This is a genomic window from Vreelandella sp. 2A-K22 (genome assembly GCF_054065485.1).
Window position 1 is genome coordinate 48,322 of the sequence record NZ_JBSUGC010000021.1, and the last position, 16,658, is coordinate 64,979.

Below are 16,658 nucleotides of genomic sequence, written 5' to 3' on the forward strand. Positions count from 1 at the left end.
TGGCCTTACTGGACTGGCTGCAAGACATCGGGGATGTCATACCCCTGCTCTTCGAAATAGCGCGCAGCGCCAGCATGCAGTGGCACGGTGCCAACCTCCAGGGTCATTTTCGCCATGTCCGCATCCTGCATGGCAGCGAAGGCGTTAACCTGCGGCTCTGGGTTTTCCATCACCGCTTTGACGATTTGATAGGCGGTTTCTTCATCCATATCCGGATGGGCGTGCACGGCAACCCCAAAGGCCCAAGTGGTGTAAGCAGGAATCCCCTCCGCAGCACCTTCAGGTACATCGACAATCGCCACATCGGGCATTTCGCTGCGCAGTGTGTCGGCCTGCTCTTGGTCAAGCGACAGCACGCTAATCGGTGTGAAAGTGGCGATATCCATGGAGGAGCCATCCAGGCGTTCTCCGACACCCGATTTTACCGACCCCATCACTCGGCCATCTTTCATGGCGTCGACCATATCGGTGGTGGAACCACGTACATAATCCGGTTCGATGCCAAGTGCGCGCATTACCGCTTCGGTGGTTTTCTCGGTGGCTGACCCCGTAATGCCTGGATTGAAGCGCACACCGTCTAAGTCAGCGAAGGTTTCCACCCCTGCATCCTGGCGCATTACGGTATTCTGCGGGGCCACGGTGTAGACCCACAGCAGGCGGTTATCGACGGGGCGGCCTTCAAAATCCTCCTCGCCCGCGTAGGCGTAATAACCCGTATTGGTGGTCACCAGGCCCATATCGATTTGATCACGCCCTAAACGGCGCAGGTTATCCACCGTGGCACCGGTTTCGGCAACCGAAGAACTGATCCCTTCAACTTGGTTATTAATAATCTGATTGACTGCCACAAAGTAGCTGTAGTGGCTGGAGGAGCTTGAGGTAGAGCCAATCAACAGGCGTTCATCGGCATGAGAGGTCGCAGCGGCTAGCACAGCGGCGCTTGCCACCATGGCGGTCAGTAGCGTTTTCATTGTGTCTCCGAAGCTCGCTAAGCGAGCTATTGTTATTGTAGAGCGGTTTTTATCTAAAACGGTGATCGCGACGAATCTAATCGCGATAAGCCAAGCATGGTGCTCCGGTTTAATTTTGTATATTGAATAGTTTTTAATTTATGTTTTACTTTCTAAATGAATCCAAGCATCCAGCAGTTGCGTGTTTTTGTTGCCGTCGCCCACTCGCGCAGCCTTGCAGAGGCCAGCGAGCGAGTACATCTTTCCCAACCGGCGATCTCTATTGCGCTGCGTAAACTTGAGGAGAACGTCGGTGGTGCACTGTTTTCCCGCACCACGCGCCAGCTCGCGTTAACACCGGAAGGCGAGGCTTTTCTGCCCGTTGCCGTGCGGCTCTTGAATGATTGGAACGAAGCCTTTGAGGATCTCAACGACCAATTTTCCAAACAGCGCGGAAAGGTAACCGTGGCCGCCCTCCCCACTCTGGCGGCAGGACTATTCCCGCGGGTCATTAAGCTTTTTCATGAAGCCTACCCACGTATTAACCTCAGCCTGCACGATGTGCTGGCCGATCAGATCAATCAAATGGTGCGCGAAGGCCGCGCCGATCTGGGTCTTTCAGTGCCGCCAAGCGACGCAGACGACTTAACGTTTGAACCCGTCCTCGAAGACAGCTATGTGGTCGTTTGCCCCTGCGGGCATCCGTTGCTGGCGCAATCAGCCATCGCCTGGAGCCAACTTGCAGCTTATCCGTTTATTGGTATCAATCGCCTTTCCAGCTCGCGCCAGGATATTGACCGCATTATGCAGAGCGTAGGAGAACGGCTGGATATCTTGTGCGATGCGCGCCAGATCGCCACAGTAGGCCGCATGGTAGCTGCGGGGTTAGGCATTAGCGTGCTGCCCTCGCTCAGTTTTCGTCAAATTGCCGCTGATGGGATTGAGTACCGCCCGTTGGTAGAGCCAACCATTCGTCGTGAGCTGGGCATTATATTGAGCCGCCGTCACCCTCCTTCCGCCGCCACCAGCGCCCTGCGCGAGCTAATTCATCACCATGAATAAGCGGCTTTCTCTACACACAGTGCGGGAATCTGGCAGACTAGAGGTGATTAACATCCACCTAAAAATGAGTGAGCGACAACGATGAGCGATAGTGCGAAACCCTGGACACAACCGATGCCCGACGCGCAGTTCAAACTGATGCGCGATATTCTTGCCGCCCCTAGCCCCGTAGGCCTGGAAGCTGCCATGACCTACGGCGTGCTCAAGCCGCATTTTGAGAGCTTCGCGCCTAAAAGCTGGCACCTTCACCAGTTTAAGGGCAACGCGGGCGTTGTGCTGGACACTCACCCCGGCCGCGACGACATGTTCAAGGTCATGCTGATCGGCCATGCGGATAAAATCCGCATGCAGGTGCGCTCGATTGGCGAAGACGGCAAGATCTGGATCAACACTGATTCGTTTCTGCCCACTGTGCTGATCGGCCATGAAGTGAAGCTGTTTAGCGAAGACCCGGACGCCCCCGGTAGCTACCGCTGCATTGAAGGCGGCACGGTCGAGGCCCTGGGCGCGATTCACTTCTCCGATCCTGCCCAGCGCGATGGTAGCAAAGGCCTGAAAAAAGAGCAGATCTACCTGGATCTACAGATCCACGGCGAGAATAAAAAGCAGCAGGTGCTGAACCTGGGCGTACGGCCCGGCGATTCGATTATTTTCGACCGCCCTATCCGCCCCGGCTTCAGTCCCAATACCTTCTACGGCGCTTACCTGGATAACGGCCTAGGCTGCTTTGTGGCCGCCGAAGTGGCGCGTTTGATCGCCGAAGCAGGTGGCACCCAAAATGTGCGCGTGCTGTTTGCGATTGCCAGCTATGAAGAGATTGGCCGTTTCGGCAGCCGCGTGATGGCGGGCGAAATGAAGCCAGATGCGCTCATTGGTGTCGATGTAAATCATGACTATGTGGCTGCGCCCGGCATCGGCGACAAGCGTATGCAGCCGCTAGAGATGGGCAAAGGCTTCACCATGGCGGTGGGCTCTATTGCCAGTGAACAGCTCAACCGCATTATCGCCACGGCCGCGAAAGAGCAGGACATTCCGCTGCAGCGCGATATTGTCGGTGTGGATACGGGTACCGATGGCATGGCAGGCGTATTGGCGTCTATCGACAGTGCCGCTACCTCGATTGGTTTCCCCATCCGTAATATGCACACCATCTCAGAAACCGGTCATACCCAGGACGTGCTGGCGGCTATTCACGCCCTCACCCATACCCTGCAAGCCTTGGATGCCATACCTGACCTGCAGCGTGAATTCCTGGATAACCACCCGCGCTTAGACCAAGCGAGCCCGCTCACCCATCAAGGCGGCGACAAGCCTGACAGTGAGAAGGATGACAGCAAAGACGAGAGCAGCGAAGGCAAAACAGTTAGCCAAGGCAACGACAGTAAGAAAAGTAAGAAAAAGGCGAAGAAATAAAACAAGCGTATAAAAAAGAAGCCCCGGCCACTCCCTGGCTGGGGCTTTATCAAACCTTCCTTGATTCGTCTTCACAAACATCCTGTTTGTGCTTCCATGAGCGTAAGCTTTCCTAGCTTTATCTTCCCTGTTGCCACTTCCTTGTGCTGTGTACTCACAGTGAACCTTAAAACACTCTATTTATCTAACCTATGTTATTAAACCGGAAAAAATTTATCTTTTTTATTCAGATTAACTGCACCTATTTAAAGCACGCTTTTTTATATGGCACATATGCCTTGCAGCGCTATACTATTAAAAGTATCGGCAACGATACCACTCTACACGGACGTTACCACGCCTGAACCATCATCTAACCTAATGGTAGGAGGTCAGCGTGCGAGACATTATTATTAGCAGCAAAGTCAACGGGCTGGATGTCATCTGTCGGCATTGTGGTAACTCAGAGTCACCCAAAGACCCGTTTTTGAACCGCTTCCGTTTAGAAGGCACCGGTAAAGACAGTACCACCGTACGCTGCCTGAACTGTCAAACAGCGGTTGAAATACCCTTGAGTGAATTAAGCTCGCTTTATTATCACTATGCTTGTTAAAACAATCGCTTACCAACTTGAGCAATTATTATAAAAAAGGCTTATCTTTGTGACCGCTGCCTTTTTACTAGCAATAGCAACACATAATTAACAAAAGCGTCATAAGAGCTTAATTAAATTTTTATTTATTCCAGGGTAAAAAAAACCCGGCCACTCCTTGGCCGGGTTTTCATCTGTTCTTCCCTGATCTTGCACCACAAACATCCTGTTTGTGCATCCTTGTGCTACACAAGCAATCCTTGCTTGTTCTTCCCTGTCGCGAGTTCCCTTCGCTGTGTGCACACAGTGCGCTTTATAACAGCGGGTTTATCTAACCTGTGATATGTAGCGGCAAATAAATTGTTTTTTAACGGATTTTTGGATTTTAAATAGCATTTTAGCCAAGCAAGTTTTTGACGACGATTGTTATAGCAACATTTTCAGCGGCATCCATAGCCCCATCAGCACCATGGCGATATTTTCTGTCAGCGATACAAACCCTAGTGGCACATTGCTGCTTCCGCCAACGCAGGCACATTTCAACTCACGCTTATCCACGTACACGGCTTTAAAAACCGACACCGCGCCCACCGTGCCGATAAACAGCGCCAGCGGTGCTGCCAGCCAAAGCATGGCACCGGCCAGCATTAGTATCCCTGCCAGGGTTTCTGCGTAGGGGTACACATAGCTGTAAGGGACATAGCGCTGAGCCAGTAAGTCGTAGTTAAGGAACATCGAGCTAAAGCTCTCTACATCCTGCAGCTTCTGCAAACCCAGCAGCACCATGGCCGTGGCCACCGCATACTCAGGCATTCGTGCTGCCACTAAGGTGCCATTGGCAACCCAGCTAATCGCCAGACCGATGAGCAAAGCGGTAACAAAAATCGCGATCACTGGCCGATATGCGGTCTCTTTTGCACTCGGCACGCTCATGCCTAAATGCTCACGAACCTCTTCATAGCCGCCAATACGTTTATCACCTATATAGGTTTGCGGAGTGGTATCGACATTCTCCTGGGCCTTGAACGCTTCAATTTCATCTCGGGATGTAAGCGGATGGTCATCAACCTGATAGCCTTTGCGTTTTAACAAATCGACTGTTTTCATACCGAATGGGCAGAGATGTTCCGCGGTTTTCATCCGATAGACGCGTGCTGTCTCCATGTTAGTCGCCTCCTTGTTGCGCTGCTGAGAACTGCGCTGTTGAGAACATAGCTAATTAAAAATAAATAACCTATCTCCCTATAAGCATAGTCAGAATCTAATCGGCACCCAAAAATACAAACGGCGAGGAGAGCCTCGCCGTCGTCACCAAACCCGGTATTAATACCGGCGGGTTATTTCGTCAGCCACGCCATTAGCGTTTCAGCCGTGAGCGCTGAGGAAGGCGGGTTTTGCCCTGTGATCAGTTGGCCATCTTCACGTACGTAAGGAGTGAAATCATCCGCTTTGCTATAAATCCCGCCGCACTTTTGCAAGGCATCTTCAACGAGATGCGGCACGATATTGGTCAAGCCCACAGCCTCCTCTTCGCCGTTAGTAAAGCCCGTTACTTGGCGGCCTTTTACTAGCGGTTCACCAGCGCTGTCTTTAGCATTTACCAACACTATCGGCGCGTGACAAACCGTGGCAACCGGCTTGCCTTGGGCGATAAAGGTTTCGATCAAGCGAATCGAGTCCGCGTCGTCAACGAGATCCCATAGCGGGCCATGGCCTCCGGGGTAGAATACCGCATCGAAATCATCAGCCTTCATGTCGCTCAAGCGATGGGTAGCGGCAAGCTCCGCGTTAGCTTTTTCATCTTGCTTAAAGCGGCGCGTTTCATCGGTTTGGCTATCGTCTGCGTCACTTTTTGGGTCAAGCGGCGGCTGCCCACCCTTGGGCGATGCCAACGTTACTTCAGCACCCGCGTCTTTAAAGACATAATAAGGGGCTGCCAGCTCTTCGAGCCAAAAACCGGTTTTATTACCGGTATCACCCAACTGATCGTGAGACGTCAGTACCACTAAAATACGCTTGCTCATATCTCTCTCCTGGCGGTGGAAAATGAGGCAATTAAAATGCGTTACGGTTAGTTAGTGGGGGTCTGGATGGCGGAATGCAAGGAGAAACGACAAGTGAACATCGAAGCGCGGGATTTTTATCGCAGTGGTCCTGACCATCGCCAGGGGCAAGCCAGCAGTTTTGCCCTGATCCGGCGTCAGTTTGATTTTCGCTCCATTGAGATTGGACGCTGGGTAACCAACGCTGAGCGCGACCGTGCCGCGGAGCTGTTTCATGATGCACTGTGCGATCTTATGTTGATTTTACAGGGAACAGAGGCGTTGATTTCCCTACGCGGCTCAATCGCGCTGCAGTACGGCAGCGGTGGTCGACCGGGTGTTTCTGCCCACTATGACCCCAGCCAACGCAGTTTTGCGCTGGCTAAAAACGCTGGCCCCGGCAGCATTGCCCACGAGTGGTTTCATGCTTTTGATCACTACATCGTCAGCAAGTGTTTTCGCGGCACACCCGTCGGTATGTTCGCCTCTACCGCTTGGCTAGCTGATGCAACGCCCATTGCACACCCTCTGAATCAATTATTGATGAACTGCTTCAAAGCTATTCTGCTGCAGCCAGCAGGCGATCAGCCTAGCGAGCTGTTTCAGCACTCGGTGCAGGTGGATAAAAAACTTGGACAGCTCTATTACAGTAAACCCGAAGAGCTCTGCGCACGCGCCTTTGAAGGGTTTGTGCAAGATGCGGCCATCACCAATCACTTCCTGGTCAAAGGCACCAAGGCCTCTCCTGAAGCGGAAAGAGGTCTTTACCCACGGGGCGCACAGAGGGAACAGATCAATGCAGCGTTCAGCGACTACTTTGGCAGGCTGGGGAAAGCGTTGGGTAGTGAAAATTTAGTCAAATAAATCATTTTCAGTACTGATATCTACCTTACTTTCATTGCGAATCGTTTTCAGATACTCAAGAAGCTCAGGTACATTGTCTTGAATAATGCTCCATACAGTATCTTCGTCAATACCCAAATATGCATGGATAAGTCTATTGCGTGTCGCAATGATCAAGCGCCAGGGCACTTCTGGATACCGTTGGCGCACTTCATCTGGAATTCTGGTGGCTGCTTCACCGATAAGCTCTAAATTACGCAACGTAGCATCGTAGATGAGATCATCATTGAGGAAACCAATTTGATCTAACCCATCTGTGTAGGAAAGCACTTTTTCACCAAAACCGACCATATCATCAATATAGAAGCGCCATTCACGCTCCAGGCCTTTCTCAGACATGTAGCGCCTCGCTCTCGATGTATGGCCTCAATTCATTCCGAAGGGCTTTATCTGTCACTAAATCGACTGGAGACCCAAGCAGATCTTCTAAATAAAATTGAAGACCAAAATAGCGTGCGGAGGTTGCTGGGCCATCGAAACTGACAAGAATATCAATATCGCTTGTATCTTTAGCGCTCCCACGGGCCATAGAGCCAAAAAGAGCAAGCTTCTTCACATCGAACTGCGAAGCCAATATCGGCTTGTGCTCATGTAATAGGCGCAATGTTTCGTCTCTGTTCATTTTGATCCTCTCCTTGCCACGGGCACACCATATATGACGCAGCCATATGTGCGCCTGCTTCCGTCTTACTTCAGCAAATTTTATATCATCAAATCCAGTATGGCATGCTTACAAAGGTTCTGGTTCAACTACTCATCCATATATCCAATGTTGCACTCCTAACAGGCAACAGGAGCAGGTTAATGCCGCGTTTTGCGACTATTTTAATGGACTAGGTATAAAGCTCTGGATCGTGAAAATTAGTAGTTTTGAGTTGATAAAATGCAATGACATAACATCTTGGGGGGGGGGTAGGCCTACACTTTCAGCTCTAGCACAGGAGATTCATCATGGCTCAGCAAGAGTGTGCATGTCCCAAGTGTAAGTGCGCGGTCGATAGCAAAGCCGTAAAAGAAAGACGGCAAGCTTTATCGCTGCGAGTCCTGCGCTACCGGCCATGCCAATGGCTCCAGCGACTGCGGCCATGACTGTCAATGTGGAAAATAAGTCCGTTACTGGGGGTTTTCTGCTCTTTTTGTTAACGCTCGACAGCTTTTGATTTCAAACCTCGTTGTCGGGCTTTCTGGCAGGAATTTTTCTGCCACCATGGAAAGGTTACTCAGTTGTCGCCTACGTGCGAAATAGCGCTTTCGCGACTACGCTATAGCAACGCTCACTACTCAAAGGAAGAGAATATGTCTACTACCACTATCGTCGTTATCGTTGTGGTTATCGTTGCCGTGCTGGGTATTGGCTTCGGCGGAGTGCTGCCTTTTTAAACAGCTTTCTTTATTTTTCCCAAAACAACCCCTGAGAGCCAAAAACAAAAAAGGCCGTCGAGCTAAGTGCTTGACGGCCTTTTAAATTCTGTGGCGGAGGGGGAGGGATTCGAACCCTCGAAGCCTTGCGGCTTACACACTTTCCAGGCGTGCTCCTTCGACCACTCGGACACCCCTCCGCGTTTTGGCGCTGTTGAAAGGCTGAACCTTTCGCGACAGAACGGCGCATATACTATTGGCTAAGCCTCGAAATAGCAAGCCTTTTCCGGCTGACGAACCTTTAGGTTAGTGGCATACCCCGGTTATCGTTCAGACAATACAGCGTAGCTGCCGCTGGCTTCCAGGCAGAGCGTCTCGCCACAATAGAGCCGCTGGGTTAGCGCTATGCGGCCTTTTCCTCGCTCAGCGAGCTTGTTGGCAAGCTGAGTAGGACCTTCTGGCACTGCTGGCGTACATACCAGGCGGTAATCACTGGTTACCGGCGCCAGAAAACGCTGACTGGCCTCAGCCACGACGACATCGCGAGCAATACCCCGCTCACGCAGCCAGAGCGTTACCCAGCACCAGCCTTGCAGCGTCGTCTGCGCCGTCAGTGCACCACCAAAGCCCGTGCCTTTATCGTTAAGGTTGGGCTCCAGCGCTAACTGCCAGGCTAGTGAATCACCCTGACGCGTCATTTCGCTAATACCTAACGCGCCCACCATGGGTATGGCGTCGCTCAGCCACTGCTGAAAAACGGCCAGATTTTCCGGCTGGCCTTTTGGCAATGGCAATCGTGGATGAGGGATGCCTCGCTGACGGGGGAGACTCATCGCTAGTCCCAACGCTCTACAAAGTCAGCAACATTATGCTGCGGTACCGGTTTATGACGACCACCCAAAGTGCCCAGATAGATAAACGCGACGACTTCGTCATCTTCATCCAGATTCAGCCCTTTGCGAACTACGGGGTCGAAAGCGTACTTGCCGCTGCGCCACATTGCCCCCAACCCCAAGGCGTGGGCGGCTAGCAGTATGCCGTGGGCGGCGCACCCGGCGGAGATCACTTGCTCCATTTTGGGTACTTTTTCGAGTTTGGGCGTGACCTTGGCGATCACAGCGATAATCATCGGCGCCCGCAGCGGCTTTTTGCGCGCCGAGTTGAGCGTTTCGTCATCGGCACTAGGATCCTCCTGAAACTCCGCCTCGGCGAATAGCTCGCCCAAGCGTTCTCGCCCTTCCCCGCTAAACTCGATAAAGCGCCAGGGGCGCAGCTCTTTATGATCCGGGGCACGTAGCGCGGCCTGATAAATGGCGCTGAGCTGTTCGCCGCTGGGCGCTGGCTCCATCAGCTTGCCCATTGAGCTACGCTCGTGAAGCAGCGTGAGTGCGTCCATTGATGACTCCAAGTCCAATTGTGTGAGGCTACTTTAGCACCGTCATTTATAGCATTGTCATTTATAACATTGCCGCTTACTGCCTTGCTAGGCGCAGTGGCGTGGGGGGCGTTAACCCTGGGGTTGCGCGCCAGGGGCTGATATCTAACCCGCCGCGCCGCACATAACGCGCCAGTACCAGCAGCTGCGTAGGCTTTGCCTGGGCCATTAAATCGCAGAAAATATGCTCAACGCAGTGCTCGTGAAAATCCTGGTGCTGGCGAAACCCAATCAGGTAACGCAGCAGCCCTTCGCGGTCGATTTTCGGGCCTTTATAACGAATCAGCACGCTGCCCCAGTCTGGCTGGCCGGTAACCGGGCAGTTGGATTTGAGCAGGTGGGAGTAGAGCGTCTCCTCGACGACCTCTTCCCCTACCGTTAGGTGGTCACTGCTAGGCGTATAGTCGCTTACTGCGATATCTAAACCGTCCAGGCATTCGCCCGGTAAGTGCTGTGGCGAAAGCTCTGGCGCATCCACATCAAACAGCTCGACACTCACTTCAGCCGCCGCCGCTAAGGAGAGGTCATTGGCCAGCGTTTCCATCACTTCCTGACGACTATAGAAACGGGTTTGGTTGAAGCTATTGAGGTAGAGCTTCCAGGATTTGGACTCAATCAGATTAGGTGAGGCTGCTGGCAAGCGAAAGCGCGCCACGGCCACAATAGGCTTACCGCGGCTGTTCAGCCAGGAGACTTCAAAGGCGTGCCACTCATCTTCCCCCACAAACGGCAGAGCCCCCTCTTCGATCCCCAGCGGCACTCGATTAGCCGCGCGGGGAATAGGATATAACAGCCCCGCGTCATACTGCTCAGGGTAAGCGGAATCGCGCCCTAACGGCGCGTGCGCTAAAGTGTCTGGGCGATGTGCCATTGTATAAAGCTCTCTCTTCTCAATCAGATTGATGCGTCTAGCAGCCTGCTAGCTGCGGATACCTTTGCCGCGCTCTAGCATCGCCAATGCAATACTAAACAACACAATGATGAAGGCAAAAATGGCAGCGAGCGCCCAGCCAACGGGAATATCCGAAACACCTAAGAAGCCATAACGGAAAACGTTGACCATGTACAAAATTGGATTGAGCATGGAAACACCCTGCCAGAAGTCAGGCAACATTGAGATCGAGTAGAACACCCCACCCAAATAGGTCAGCGGCGTAAGGATAAACGTCGGCACGATAGAAATATCGTCGAACTTATTGGCCAGTAACGCATTAATAAAGCCGCCAATAGAGAACAGCGCAGACGTGAGCACTACGACTAATACCGTGAGCAGCGGGTGTTCCATGGTTAGGCGGGTAAAGAACAGTGAAACGACCGTCACAATCAGCCCGACGCCCAACCCACGTGCCATACCGCCTAAAATAAAGCCGGCCAGTATCACCCAATTGGGCATGGGCGAAACCATCATCTCTTCGATCGAACGCTGAAACTTATTGGAGAAGAAACTCGACGCCACGTTGGAGTAGCTGTTGGTAATCACCGACATCATGATCAGCCCTGGAACAATAAAGTCCATGTAGCTGAAGCCGTCCATGTCACCAATCCGCGAACCGATTAGGTTGCCGAAGATAATAAAGTACATCGCCATGGTGATCGAGGGCGGCAGCAACGTTTGCGGCCAAATGCGGGTGAAGCGTTTGATCTCTTTTAGCACCAGCGTCCACAGGGCGATCAATGTTTGCGTAGCATTCATACGCGCTCCTCCGTCTTCTCAACGCGCTGGTCTATCGCCCCTAGCCCACTACCTTCCACCATCGACACAAACATCTCCTCTAAGCGGTTAGCACGATTACGCATGGAAACCACCTGGATGCCCTGCTCACTCAACGCCTTGAAGACATCGTTTAAACGTTGCCCGCGATGCACCACGAGTGATAGCTGAGTAGACTCCAGCTGTTTTATCTCAAACCCGTCTATCTTGGGTATGTCTGTAATGGCTTCGGAGGTATCAATTAGGAAGGTCTCGGTATTCAGCTCAGCCAGCAGGCCTCGCACGCTAGTGTTCCGCACAATGTCGCCATTATTGATAATCGCCACATTACGGCACAGGCTCTCAGCCTCTTCCAGGTAGTGCGTCGTCAGGATGATGGTGGTGCCTTCGTCTTGGTTAATCCGCCGCATGTACTCCCACATGCTGCGTCGCAGTTCGATATCCACCCCGGCGGTTGGCTCATCCAGAATCAGCAGCTTAGGACGATGCATCAGCGCTCGAGCGATCATCAGGCGGCGCTTCATGCCACCTGACAGCATGCGCGCGCTGCCGTTGCGCTTTTCCCATAGGCCCAGATCGGTCAGCAGCTGTTTAGCTCGGGGCAAAGCCTCGCGACTGGTCATGCCGTAGTAACCTGCCTGGGCCAGTACGATATCGAGCACTTTCTCAAATTGATTGAAGTTGAACTCTTGAGGCACTACGCCTAGCTGGTACTTGGCTTTAGCGAAGTCTTTATCCACATCAATGCCGAATATGGAGACCTTGCCCGCCGTCTTTTGCACCAGCGAGCAGACCACCCCCAAGGTGGTGGACTTGCCGGCGCCATTGGGGCCCAACAAAGCAAAAAAATCGCCCTGCTGGACGTCGAGATCAATACCTTTGAGCGCCTGAAAGCCGTTGCCATACACTTTGGTAAGGCCACGGATCGACAATGCCGGTTCGGCCATGAACATGTCCTGTCAGCAAAATAAGAAGAGAAGGAGAAACATTAGGGCGCAAACGACTTTTTTCAAGGTGATTAAGAACACCAACCGTCAGGCACGCAAAGAATGACGCCCAGCAAGTAGCTAGCGCATCAGGAATAAAGAGAGATAACCAAATGAAAACTAGGAAGCGCTTGGAGCGGGAAGGAGATTCGACCGGGCTGGCGTTCCAGCTCCCGACCCTTACCTACCGTCTTGTGACTGTCTACATGGAGCGGGAAAGGAGATTCGAACTCCCGACCCTCGCCTTGGCAAGGCGATGCTCTACCACTGAGCTATTCCCGCAACGCAAACAACATACTAGATGGCGTCCCATAGGGGGTTCGAACCCCTGTTACCGCCGTGAAAGGGCGGTGTCCTAGGCCACTAGACGAATGGGACTAAATCAAACCTGGAGCGGGAAAGGAGATTCGAACTCCCGACCCTCGCCTTGGCAAGGCGATGCTCTACCACTGAGCTATTCCCGCTTATAGAACACTTACTTAGCTTTTACCTAACTTACCGGAAGTGGCGTCCCATAGGGGGTTCGAACCCCTGTTACCGCCGTGAAAGGGCGGTGTCCTAGACCACTAGACGAATGGGACACTGTAAGCACTTTAATGCTTGGAGCGGGAAAGGAGATTCGAACTCCCGACCCTCGCCTTGGCAAGGCGATGCTCTACCACTGAGCTATTCCCGCATTCCGATAACCCTGACGACCGCTTACTCTAGCTCTAGAAAGAAAAAGAATAAGTGGCGTCCCATAGGGGGTTCGAACCCCTGTTACCGCCGTGAAAGGGCGGTGTCCTAGACCACTAGACGAATGGGACGTTGCATTGCCTCGTCGAGGTGGCGCGTATGTTACTCAGACCTTATTGAGCTGTCAAGCTCCCTGCCATCACCAAACTAACTGGCCCGCTTTCAATCACCTACCTCTACGTCCAACTTTTGCAAAGTCCGTATGCACACCGAGGGTGCCCTGGGCACTCATTCAGCGCCATAACGGTGCAAACGGTTATTTTTCTTACACTTAACCTTTTCATTAGAGACCGACAAAACCCTTAAAAATCTTTTATTTAAAATAAAATCGATTTTTATGGCACACCCCTTGCTACTTCTTTGTGTTCCCTGGCTGACCAATTCCACCATTAATGAGGTGTGCTATGTCCTTATCCCGTCGCAAGTTTCTCACCACAGCTGCCGTCTCCTCCACGGCAGGCCTTGTCCTGGGCGCCCCGTCTATCGCCCGCGCGCAGTCCGCCGAGAGCTTCAACTGGCGGATGACCAATGCCTACCCGCCCAGCTCGCCCTTTTACGTGGAAGGCCCTGGCAGCCCCACTGACGTGATCGCCAAAATCAATGCCATGTCTGGCGGGCGACTCAATATTCAACATTTTTCGTCCGGCGAGCTGATTCCAGCCTTTGAAGGTTTTGAAGCCGTTCAAAGCGGCACCATCGAAATGAATGCCGCCAATAGCTACTTCTGGTCAGGCACCACCTTTGCCGCTCAGTACTTTACTACCGTTCCGTTTGGTATGAGCTTTATGGGCCATATGGCGTGGCTTTACCACGGCGGCGGTTTGGAGCTGTGGCACGAAGTGTATGAGCCCTACGGCATGGTCGCCTTCCCGCTGAACAATACCGGCGTGCAAATGACCGGCTGGTTCCGCGAACCGATTGAGGATATTAGCCAGCTCAACGGGCTGCGCATGCGCGTTCCTGGCTTGGCGGGCCAGGTTTATTCTTCACTTGGCGTGGATGCACGGGTACTGCCCGGTGGTGAGATCTTCCCAGCCCTGGAGCGTGGCGTGATTGATGCAGCCGAGTTTGTAGGGCCTTTCCAAGACCGCCGTATGGGGCTCCACAACGCGGCCAAGTTCTACCACACCACCGGCTGGCACGAACCTTCAACTACGGGTGAACTGCTGATCTCGAAAACCCACTGGGATAGTCTGCCAGAAGACCTGCAGATGATTGTCAAAACCGCCTGTATGGCCGCCTGCTTGGAGAGCGTGACCTGGTCTGAAGCGGTCAATGGCGAGGCCATGACAGATCTAGTGGAGAACGAAGGCGTCACTGCCAGCATGCTTCCCGCACCCGTTATCGATGCGCTGCACGAAACCACTCAAGATACCCTGGCAACAGAGGCCAACGCCGACCCTCTGGTACGCAAAGTGCACGATAGCTACATGGCGTTTAAAGCCAATCATGACCGCTGGGCGGGCGCCAGTGAGCGTGCCTGGTTAAACGACATTATCGGAGTCTGATATGCGCGCCGTGGCATTTTTTGTCCACGGAGTTGAGGCGGTGGTTCGGCTATTTGGCTGGATCGCCGCCTGGACCTGCGTGGTTTTAGTCGGGCTCGTCGCTGGCGACGTATTGATGCGCTATGTGTTCAGCATTGGCGCGATATGGCTGCAGGAGCTGCAGTGGCACTTGATCTCACCTATTGCACTGTTTGGCATGTCGTATTTGCTATTGATGGGCGAGCAGGTGCGCGTCGATGTTTTCTACGAGCGCTTCCCTGTAGGCCTGCAACGGGTGATTGAAGTGATCGGCGGACTCTTGCTGCTGGTGATGGGGCTGTATATCGCCTGGCTGACGCTGCCCTGGATCGCCCAGTCGTTCGCCCGCGGCGAGGCGTCGCCCAACCCCGGCGGCCTGCCTCTGCGCTGGCTTCTCAAATCTCTGATCCCATTCGGTTTTCTCCTTCTCGCGCTGCAAGGGCTGGCCCACGCGCTGCGTCAGGCTTTCGCCCTACCCACACGAGGTGAATAACGCATGTCTCCCAATGAATGGCTGGCGATCGGCATGATCGTGGCTTTTTTTGTGTTCCTGCTGATAGGTATTCCGGTAGGCATCAGTATCGCGGCGACGGCCTTTTTCTTTGGCTACGTTGGCTTTGGGCCGATGCTGTTTAATCTGCTGCCATCACGTATTTACGGCGTAGTGACCAATTACACCTTTATGGCCATACCGCTATTTGTGTTTATGGGGGTGATGCTGGAGAAGTCGAAGCTGGCCGAGGAGCTGATCGATGTCATCGGCCACCTGTTCGGCGGCCTTTCGGGGGGCATGGGTGTGGCGATCATCATCGTGGGCGTGCTGTTAGGTGCCGCCACGGGCATTGTGGGCGCCACTATCGTTACCCTTGGCCTGCTCACGCTACCGACGCTGCTACGCCGCGGCTACCCTAAAACCCTGGCCACCGGAATGATCTGCGCATCCGGCACCTTGGGGCAGATTATTCCGCCCAGCCTGGTGCTGATTCTGCTCGCGGAAATTCTGGGCGAATCGGTAGGGACGATGTTCGCTGCAGCCATGGTGCCGGGGCTGACCCTAGCGGCGGTGTATATTATTGCCATTCTGGTGATCGCCAAGCTCTACCCCGACCTAATGCCGCCAATTCCCGCCGAGGAGCGAGCAGAAATGGGTCGGGGTCAGTTGATACGCAAGGTGATTACCGTGGTGGGCCCGCCAGTGGGGTTGGTGTTTGCGGTATTAGGGTCGATTATTGGCGGCATTGCCGCGCCTACTGAAGCAGCCTCAATGGGTGCGCTAGGAGCATTGCTAATTGTGACCTGCTCGGGGCGGTTAACCTTTGCGCTACTCAAAGAAGTTGCCAAGGCCACGCTGGTGATCTCAGCTATGGTGTTCTTTATTTTGATCAGCGCCCAGGTATTTGGCCTGGCATTTCGCGGATTGGGCGGCGAGCACTTGGTGGCCCGTATGTTCGACTGGGTGCCCGGTGGCGAATTAGGCGCGATGCTGTTTATGCTGCTGCTGATGTTTGTACTGGGTTTCTTCCTGGAGTGGATTGAGATCAGCTATATTGCCCTACCGCTATTTTTACCTTTCTTTGTGCAGATGGGCGTCGATATGGTGTGGCTGGGCATTCTGGTGGGACTAGTGCTACAAACATCGTTTCTTACCCCACCCTTTGGCTGGTCGTTGTTTTTCCTCAAGGGCGTGGCGCCGAAAGAAGTCTCGACGCTGGATATTTATAAAGGCGCGCTACCGTTTATCGGCTTACAGTTCGTCGCCGTCGCGCTGGTATTTATCTTTCCCAGCATTGCTACCTGGTTGCCCGAAGCCATTGGCTGGTAACGATCTGCCTTAGCATTTACCTGATTCCGTGAAGCCAGCGCCGACACTTCCCCTATCACCGCCAGCGAGCATTTTCTGACCGCCGATTCCGTCTCAACCGCTGAACGCATACCGGGGAGGACCAACCATGGCGACGCTGACCG

The 16,658-nt window shown here is 53.3% G+C and carries 17 protein-coding genes and 7 tRNA genes; 7 read left to right on the forward strand and 17 right to left on the reverse strand.

Annotated elements, in window-relative coordinates; translation table 11 throughout:
* Positions 1 to 5 precede the first annotated feature (5 nt).
* Positions 6 to 971, reverse strand: coding sequence for a TAXI family TRAP transporter solute-binding subunit (locus tag ACW17M_RS22410; RefSeq protein WP_457548122.1), 966 nt, complete (start codon positions 969 to 971; stop codon positions 6 to 8).
* A 156-nt stretch (positions 972 to 1,127) separates the two neighbouring features.
* On the opposite strand from ACW17M_RS22410, the gene ACW17M_RS22415 reads away from it, so the two are divergent.
* Complete coding sequence (locus tag ACW17M_RS22415; protein ID WP_009288082.1) at positions 1,128 to 2,012, forward strand: LysR family transcriptional regulator; 885 nt, start codon at positions 1,128 to 1,130, stop codon at positions 2,010 to 2,012.
* Positions 2,013 to 2,093: 81 nt separating this feature from the next.
* Positions 2,094 to 3,425 (forward strand): M20/M25/M40 family metallo-hydrolase, encoded by a 1,332-nt coding sequence (locus tag ACW17M_RS22420; protein ID WP_009288081.1) that lies wholly within the window; start codon positions 2,094 to 2,096, stop codon positions 3,423 to 3,425.
* 997 nt (positions 3,426 to 4,422) lie between these two features.
* On the opposite strand, the gene ACW17M_RS22425 is transcribed toward ACW17M_RS22420, so the two are convergent.
* Together ACW17M_RS22425 and ACW17M_RS22430 are read right to left on the reverse strand one after the other, a co-directional pair.
* The gene (locus ACW17M_RS22425) at positions 4,423 to 5,160 is read right to left on the reverse strand and encodes a glutaredoxin (protein ID WP_039860162.1); all 738 of its coding nucleotides are present in this window, start codon (positions 5,158 to 5,160) and stop codon (positions 4,423 to 4,425) included.
* 173 nt (positions 5,161 to 5,333) lie between these two features.
* On the reverse strand, positions 5,334 to 6,020 hold the full coding sequence (locus ACW17M_RS22430; RefSeq protein WP_009288080.1) for a type 1 glutamine amidotransferase domain-containing protein: 687 nt from the start codon (positions 6,018 to 6,020) through the stop codon (positions 5,334 to 5,336).
* Positions 6,021 to 6,113: 93 nt separating this feature from the next.
* Here ACW17M_RS22430 and ACW17M_RS22435 point away from each other — a divergent pair, with 93 nt between their 5' ends.
* On the forward strand, positions 6,114 to 6,902 hold the full coding sequence (locus ACW17M_RS22435) for a CLCA_X family protein (RefSeq protein WP_457548123.1): 789 nt from the start codon (positions 6,114 to 6,116) through the stop codon (positions 6,900 to 6,902).
* On the opposite strand, the gene ACW17M_RS22440 is transcribed toward ACW17M_RS22435, so the two are convergent.
* Positions 6,891 to 7,280 (reverse strand): HepT-like ribonuclease domain-containing protein, encoded by a 390-nt coding sequence (locus ACW17M_RS22440; RefSeq protein ID WP_039860158.1) that lies wholly within the window; start codon positions 7,278 to 7,280, stop codon positions 6,891 to 6,893. The genes ACW17M_RS22435 and ACW17M_RS22440 overlap by 12 nt on opposite strands.
* A complete protein-coding gene (locus ACW17M_RS22445) occupies positions 7,273 to 7,563 on the reverse strand; it encodes a nucleotidyltransferase family protein (RefSeq protein WP_039860157.1) in 291 nt (96 codons plus the stop codon). Before ACW17M_RS22445 ends, ACW17M_RS22440 begins: the two co-directional genes overlap by 8 nt.
* A 602-nt stretch (positions 7,564 to 8,165) precedes the next feature.
* Between ACW17M_RS22445 and ACW17M_RS22450 the strand changes: the two genes are divergently transcribed.
* Positions 8,166 to 8,321 (forward strand): hypothetical protein, encoded by a 156-nt coding sequence (locus ACW17M_RS22450; protein ID WP_161575197.1) that lies wholly within the window; start codon positions 8,166 to 8,168, stop codon positions 8,319 to 8,321.
* 91 nt (positions 8,322 to 8,412) lie between these two features.
* On the opposite strand, the gene ACW17M_RS22455 is transcribed toward ACW17M_RS22450, so the two are convergent.
* From ACW17M_RS22455 to ACW17M_RS22510, 12 genes are all read right to left on the reverse strand, one after another.
* Positions 8,413 to 8,500, reverse strand: a tRNA-Ser gene (locus ACW17M_RS22455).
* Between the two features lie 123 nt (positions 8,501 to 8,623).
* Positions 8,624 to 9,133 (reverse strand): YiiD C-terminal domain-containing protein, encoded by a 510-nt coding sequence (locus tag ACW17M_RS22460; RefSeq protein WP_457548124.1) that lies wholly within the window; start codon positions 9,131 to 9,133, stop codon positions 8,624 to 8,626.
* Between the two features lie 2 nt (positions 9,134 to 9,135).
* The gene (locus ACW17M_RS22465) at positions 9,136 to 9,696 is read right to left on the reverse strand and encodes a nitroreductase family protein (protein WP_039860150.1); all 561 of its coding nucleotides are present in this window, start codon (positions 9,694 to 9,696) and stop codon (positions 9,136 to 9,138) included.
* A 76-nt stretch (positions 9,697 to 9,772) separates the two neighbouring features.
* The gene (gene queF / locus ACW17M_RS22470; RefSeq protein WP_457548125.1) at positions 9,773 to 10,606 is read right to left on the reverse strand and encodes an NADPH-dependent 7-cyano-7-deazaguanine reductase QueF; all 834 of its coding nucleotides are present in this window, start codon (positions 10,604 to 10,606) and stop codon (positions 9,773 to 9,775) included.
* 48 nt (positions 10,607 to 10,654) lie between these two features.
* Entirely contained in the window at positions 10,655 to 11,428 is a 774-nt protein-coding gene (locus ACW17M_RS22475) for an ABC transporter permease (RefSeq protein WP_027959666.1), read from the reverse strand.
* Complete coding sequence (locus ACW17M_RS22480; RefSeq protein WP_022520404.1) at positions 11,425 to 12,393, reverse strand: ABC transporter ATP-binding protein; 969 nt, start codon at positions 12,391 to 12,393, stop codon at positions 11,425 to 11,427. The genes ACW17M_RS22475 and ACW17M_RS22480 overlap by 4 nt, the downstream gene beginning before the upstream one ends.
* A gap of 246 nt (positions 12,394 to 12,639) precedes the next feature.
* Positions 12,640 to 12,714, reverse strand: a tRNA-Gly gene (locus ACW17M_RS22485).
* Positions 12,715 to 12,734: 20 nt separating this feature from the next.
* Positions 12,735 to 12,810: transfer RNA gene (locus ACW17M_RS22490), tRNA-Glu, on the reverse strand.
* Between the two features lie 11 nt (positions 12,811 to 12,821).
* Positions 12,822 to 12,896 (reverse strand) — tRNA-Gly (locus tag ACW17M_RS22495).
* Positions 12,897 to 12,937: 41 nt separating this feature from the next.
* Positions 12,938 to 13,013, reverse strand: a tRNA-Glu gene (locus ACW17M_RS22500).
* A gap of 20 nt (positions 13,014 to 13,033) precedes the next feature.
* Positions 13,034 to 13,108: transfer RNA gene (locus ACW17M_RS22505), tRNA-Gly, on the reverse strand.
* A gap of 54 nt (positions 13,109 to 13,162) precedes the next feature.
* Positions 13,163 to 13,238 (reverse strand) — tRNA-Glu (locus ACW17M_RS22510).
* Between the two features lie 333 nt (positions 13,239 to 13,571).
* On the opposite strand from ACW17M_RS22510, the gene ACW17M_RS22515 reads away from it, so the two are divergent.
* The 3 genes from ACW17M_RS22515 to ACW17M_RS22525 are packed head-to-tail and all read left to right on the forward strand — an operon-like array spanning position 13,572 to position 16,515.
* On the forward strand, positions 13,572 to 14,675 hold the full coding sequence (locus tag ACW17M_RS22515) for a TRAP transporter substrate-binding protein (RefSeq protein ID WP_457548126.1): 1,104 nt from the start codon (positions 13,572 to 13,574) through the stop codon (positions 14,673 to 14,675).
* Position 14,676: 1 nt separating this feature from the next.
* Positions 14,677 to 15,186 (forward strand): TRAP transporter small permease subunit, encoded by a 510-nt coding sequence (locus ACW17M_RS22520; RefSeq protein ID WP_009288055.1) that lies wholly within the window; start codon positions 14,677 to 14,679, stop codon positions 15,184 to 15,186.
* A 3-nt stretch (positions 15,187 to 15,189) separates the two neighbouring features.
* Entirely contained in the window at positions 15,190 to 16,515 is a 1,326-nt protein-coding gene (locus ACW17M_RS22525; RefSeq protein WP_457548127.1) for a TRAP transporter large permease, read from the forward strand.
* Positions 16,516 to 16,658 lie beyond the last annotated feature (143 nt).

Excerpts from the sequence above, each read along its gene's own strand:
- ACW17M_RS22475 (WP_027959666.1), bottom strand. The coding sequence starts at position 11,428 with ATGAATGCTACGCAAACATTGATCGCCCTGTGGACGCTGGTGCTAAAA.
- ACW17M_RS22440 (WP_039860158.1), bottom strand. The coding sequence starts at position 7,280 with ATGTCTGAGAAAGGCCTGGAGCGTGAATGGCGCTTCTATATTGATGAT.
- ACW17M_RS22425 (WP_039860162.1), bottom strand. The coding sequence starts at position 5,160 with ATGGAGACAGCACGCGTCTATCGGATGAAAACCGCGGAACATCTCTGC.
- ACW17M_RS22415 (WP_009288082.1), top strand. The coding sequence starts at position 1,128 with ATGAATCCAAGCATCCAGCAGTTGCGTGTTTTTGTTGCCGTCGCCCAC.
- ACW17M_RS22465 (WP_039860150.1), bottom strand. The coding sequence starts at position 9,696 with ATGGACGCACTCACGCTGCTTCACGAGCGTAGCTCAATGGGCAAGCTG.
- ACW17M_RS22430 (WP_009288080.1), bottom strand. The coding sequence starts at position 6,020 with ATGAGCAAGCGTATTTTAGTGGTACTGACGTCTCACGATCAGTTGGGT.
- ACW17M_RS22525 (WP_457548127.1), top strand. The coding sequence starts at position 15,190 with ATGTCTCCCAATGAATGGCTGGCGATCGGCATGATCGTGGCTTTTTTT.
- ACW17M_RS22515 (WP_457548126.1), top strand. The coding sequence starts at position 13,572 with ATGTCCTTATCCCGTCGCAAGTTTCTCACCACAGCTGCCGTCTCCTCC.
- ACW17M_RS22520 (WP_009288055.1), top strand. The coding sequence starts at position 14,677 with ATGCGCGCCGTGGCATTTTTTGTCCACGGAGTTGAGGCGGTGGTTCGG.
- ACW17M_RS22420 (WP_009288081.1), top strand. The coding sequence starts at position 2,094 with ATGAGCGATAGTGCGAAACCCTGGACACAACCGATGCCCGACGCGCAG.
- ACW17M_RS22460 (WP_457548124.1), bottom strand. The coding sequence starts at position 9,133 with ATGAGTCTCCCCCGTCAGCGAGGCATCCCTCATCCACGATTGCCATTG.
- ACW17M_RS22480 (WP_022520404.1), bottom strand. The coding sequence starts at position 12,393 with ATGGCCGAACCGGCATTGTCGATCCGTGGCCTTACCAAAGTGTATGGC.
- ACW17M_RS22410 (WP_457548122.1), bottom strand. The coding sequence starts at position 971 with ATGAAAACGCTACTGACCGCCATGGTGGCAAGCGCCGCTGTGCTAGCC.
- ACW17M_RS22445 (WP_039860157.1), bottom strand. The coding sequence starts at position 7,563 with ATGAACAGAGACGAAACATTGCGCCTATTACATGAGCACAAGCCGATA.
- queF (WP_457548125.1), bottom strand. The coding sequence starts at position 10,606 with ATGGCACATCGCCCAGACACTTTAGCGCACGCGCCGTTAGGGCGCGAT.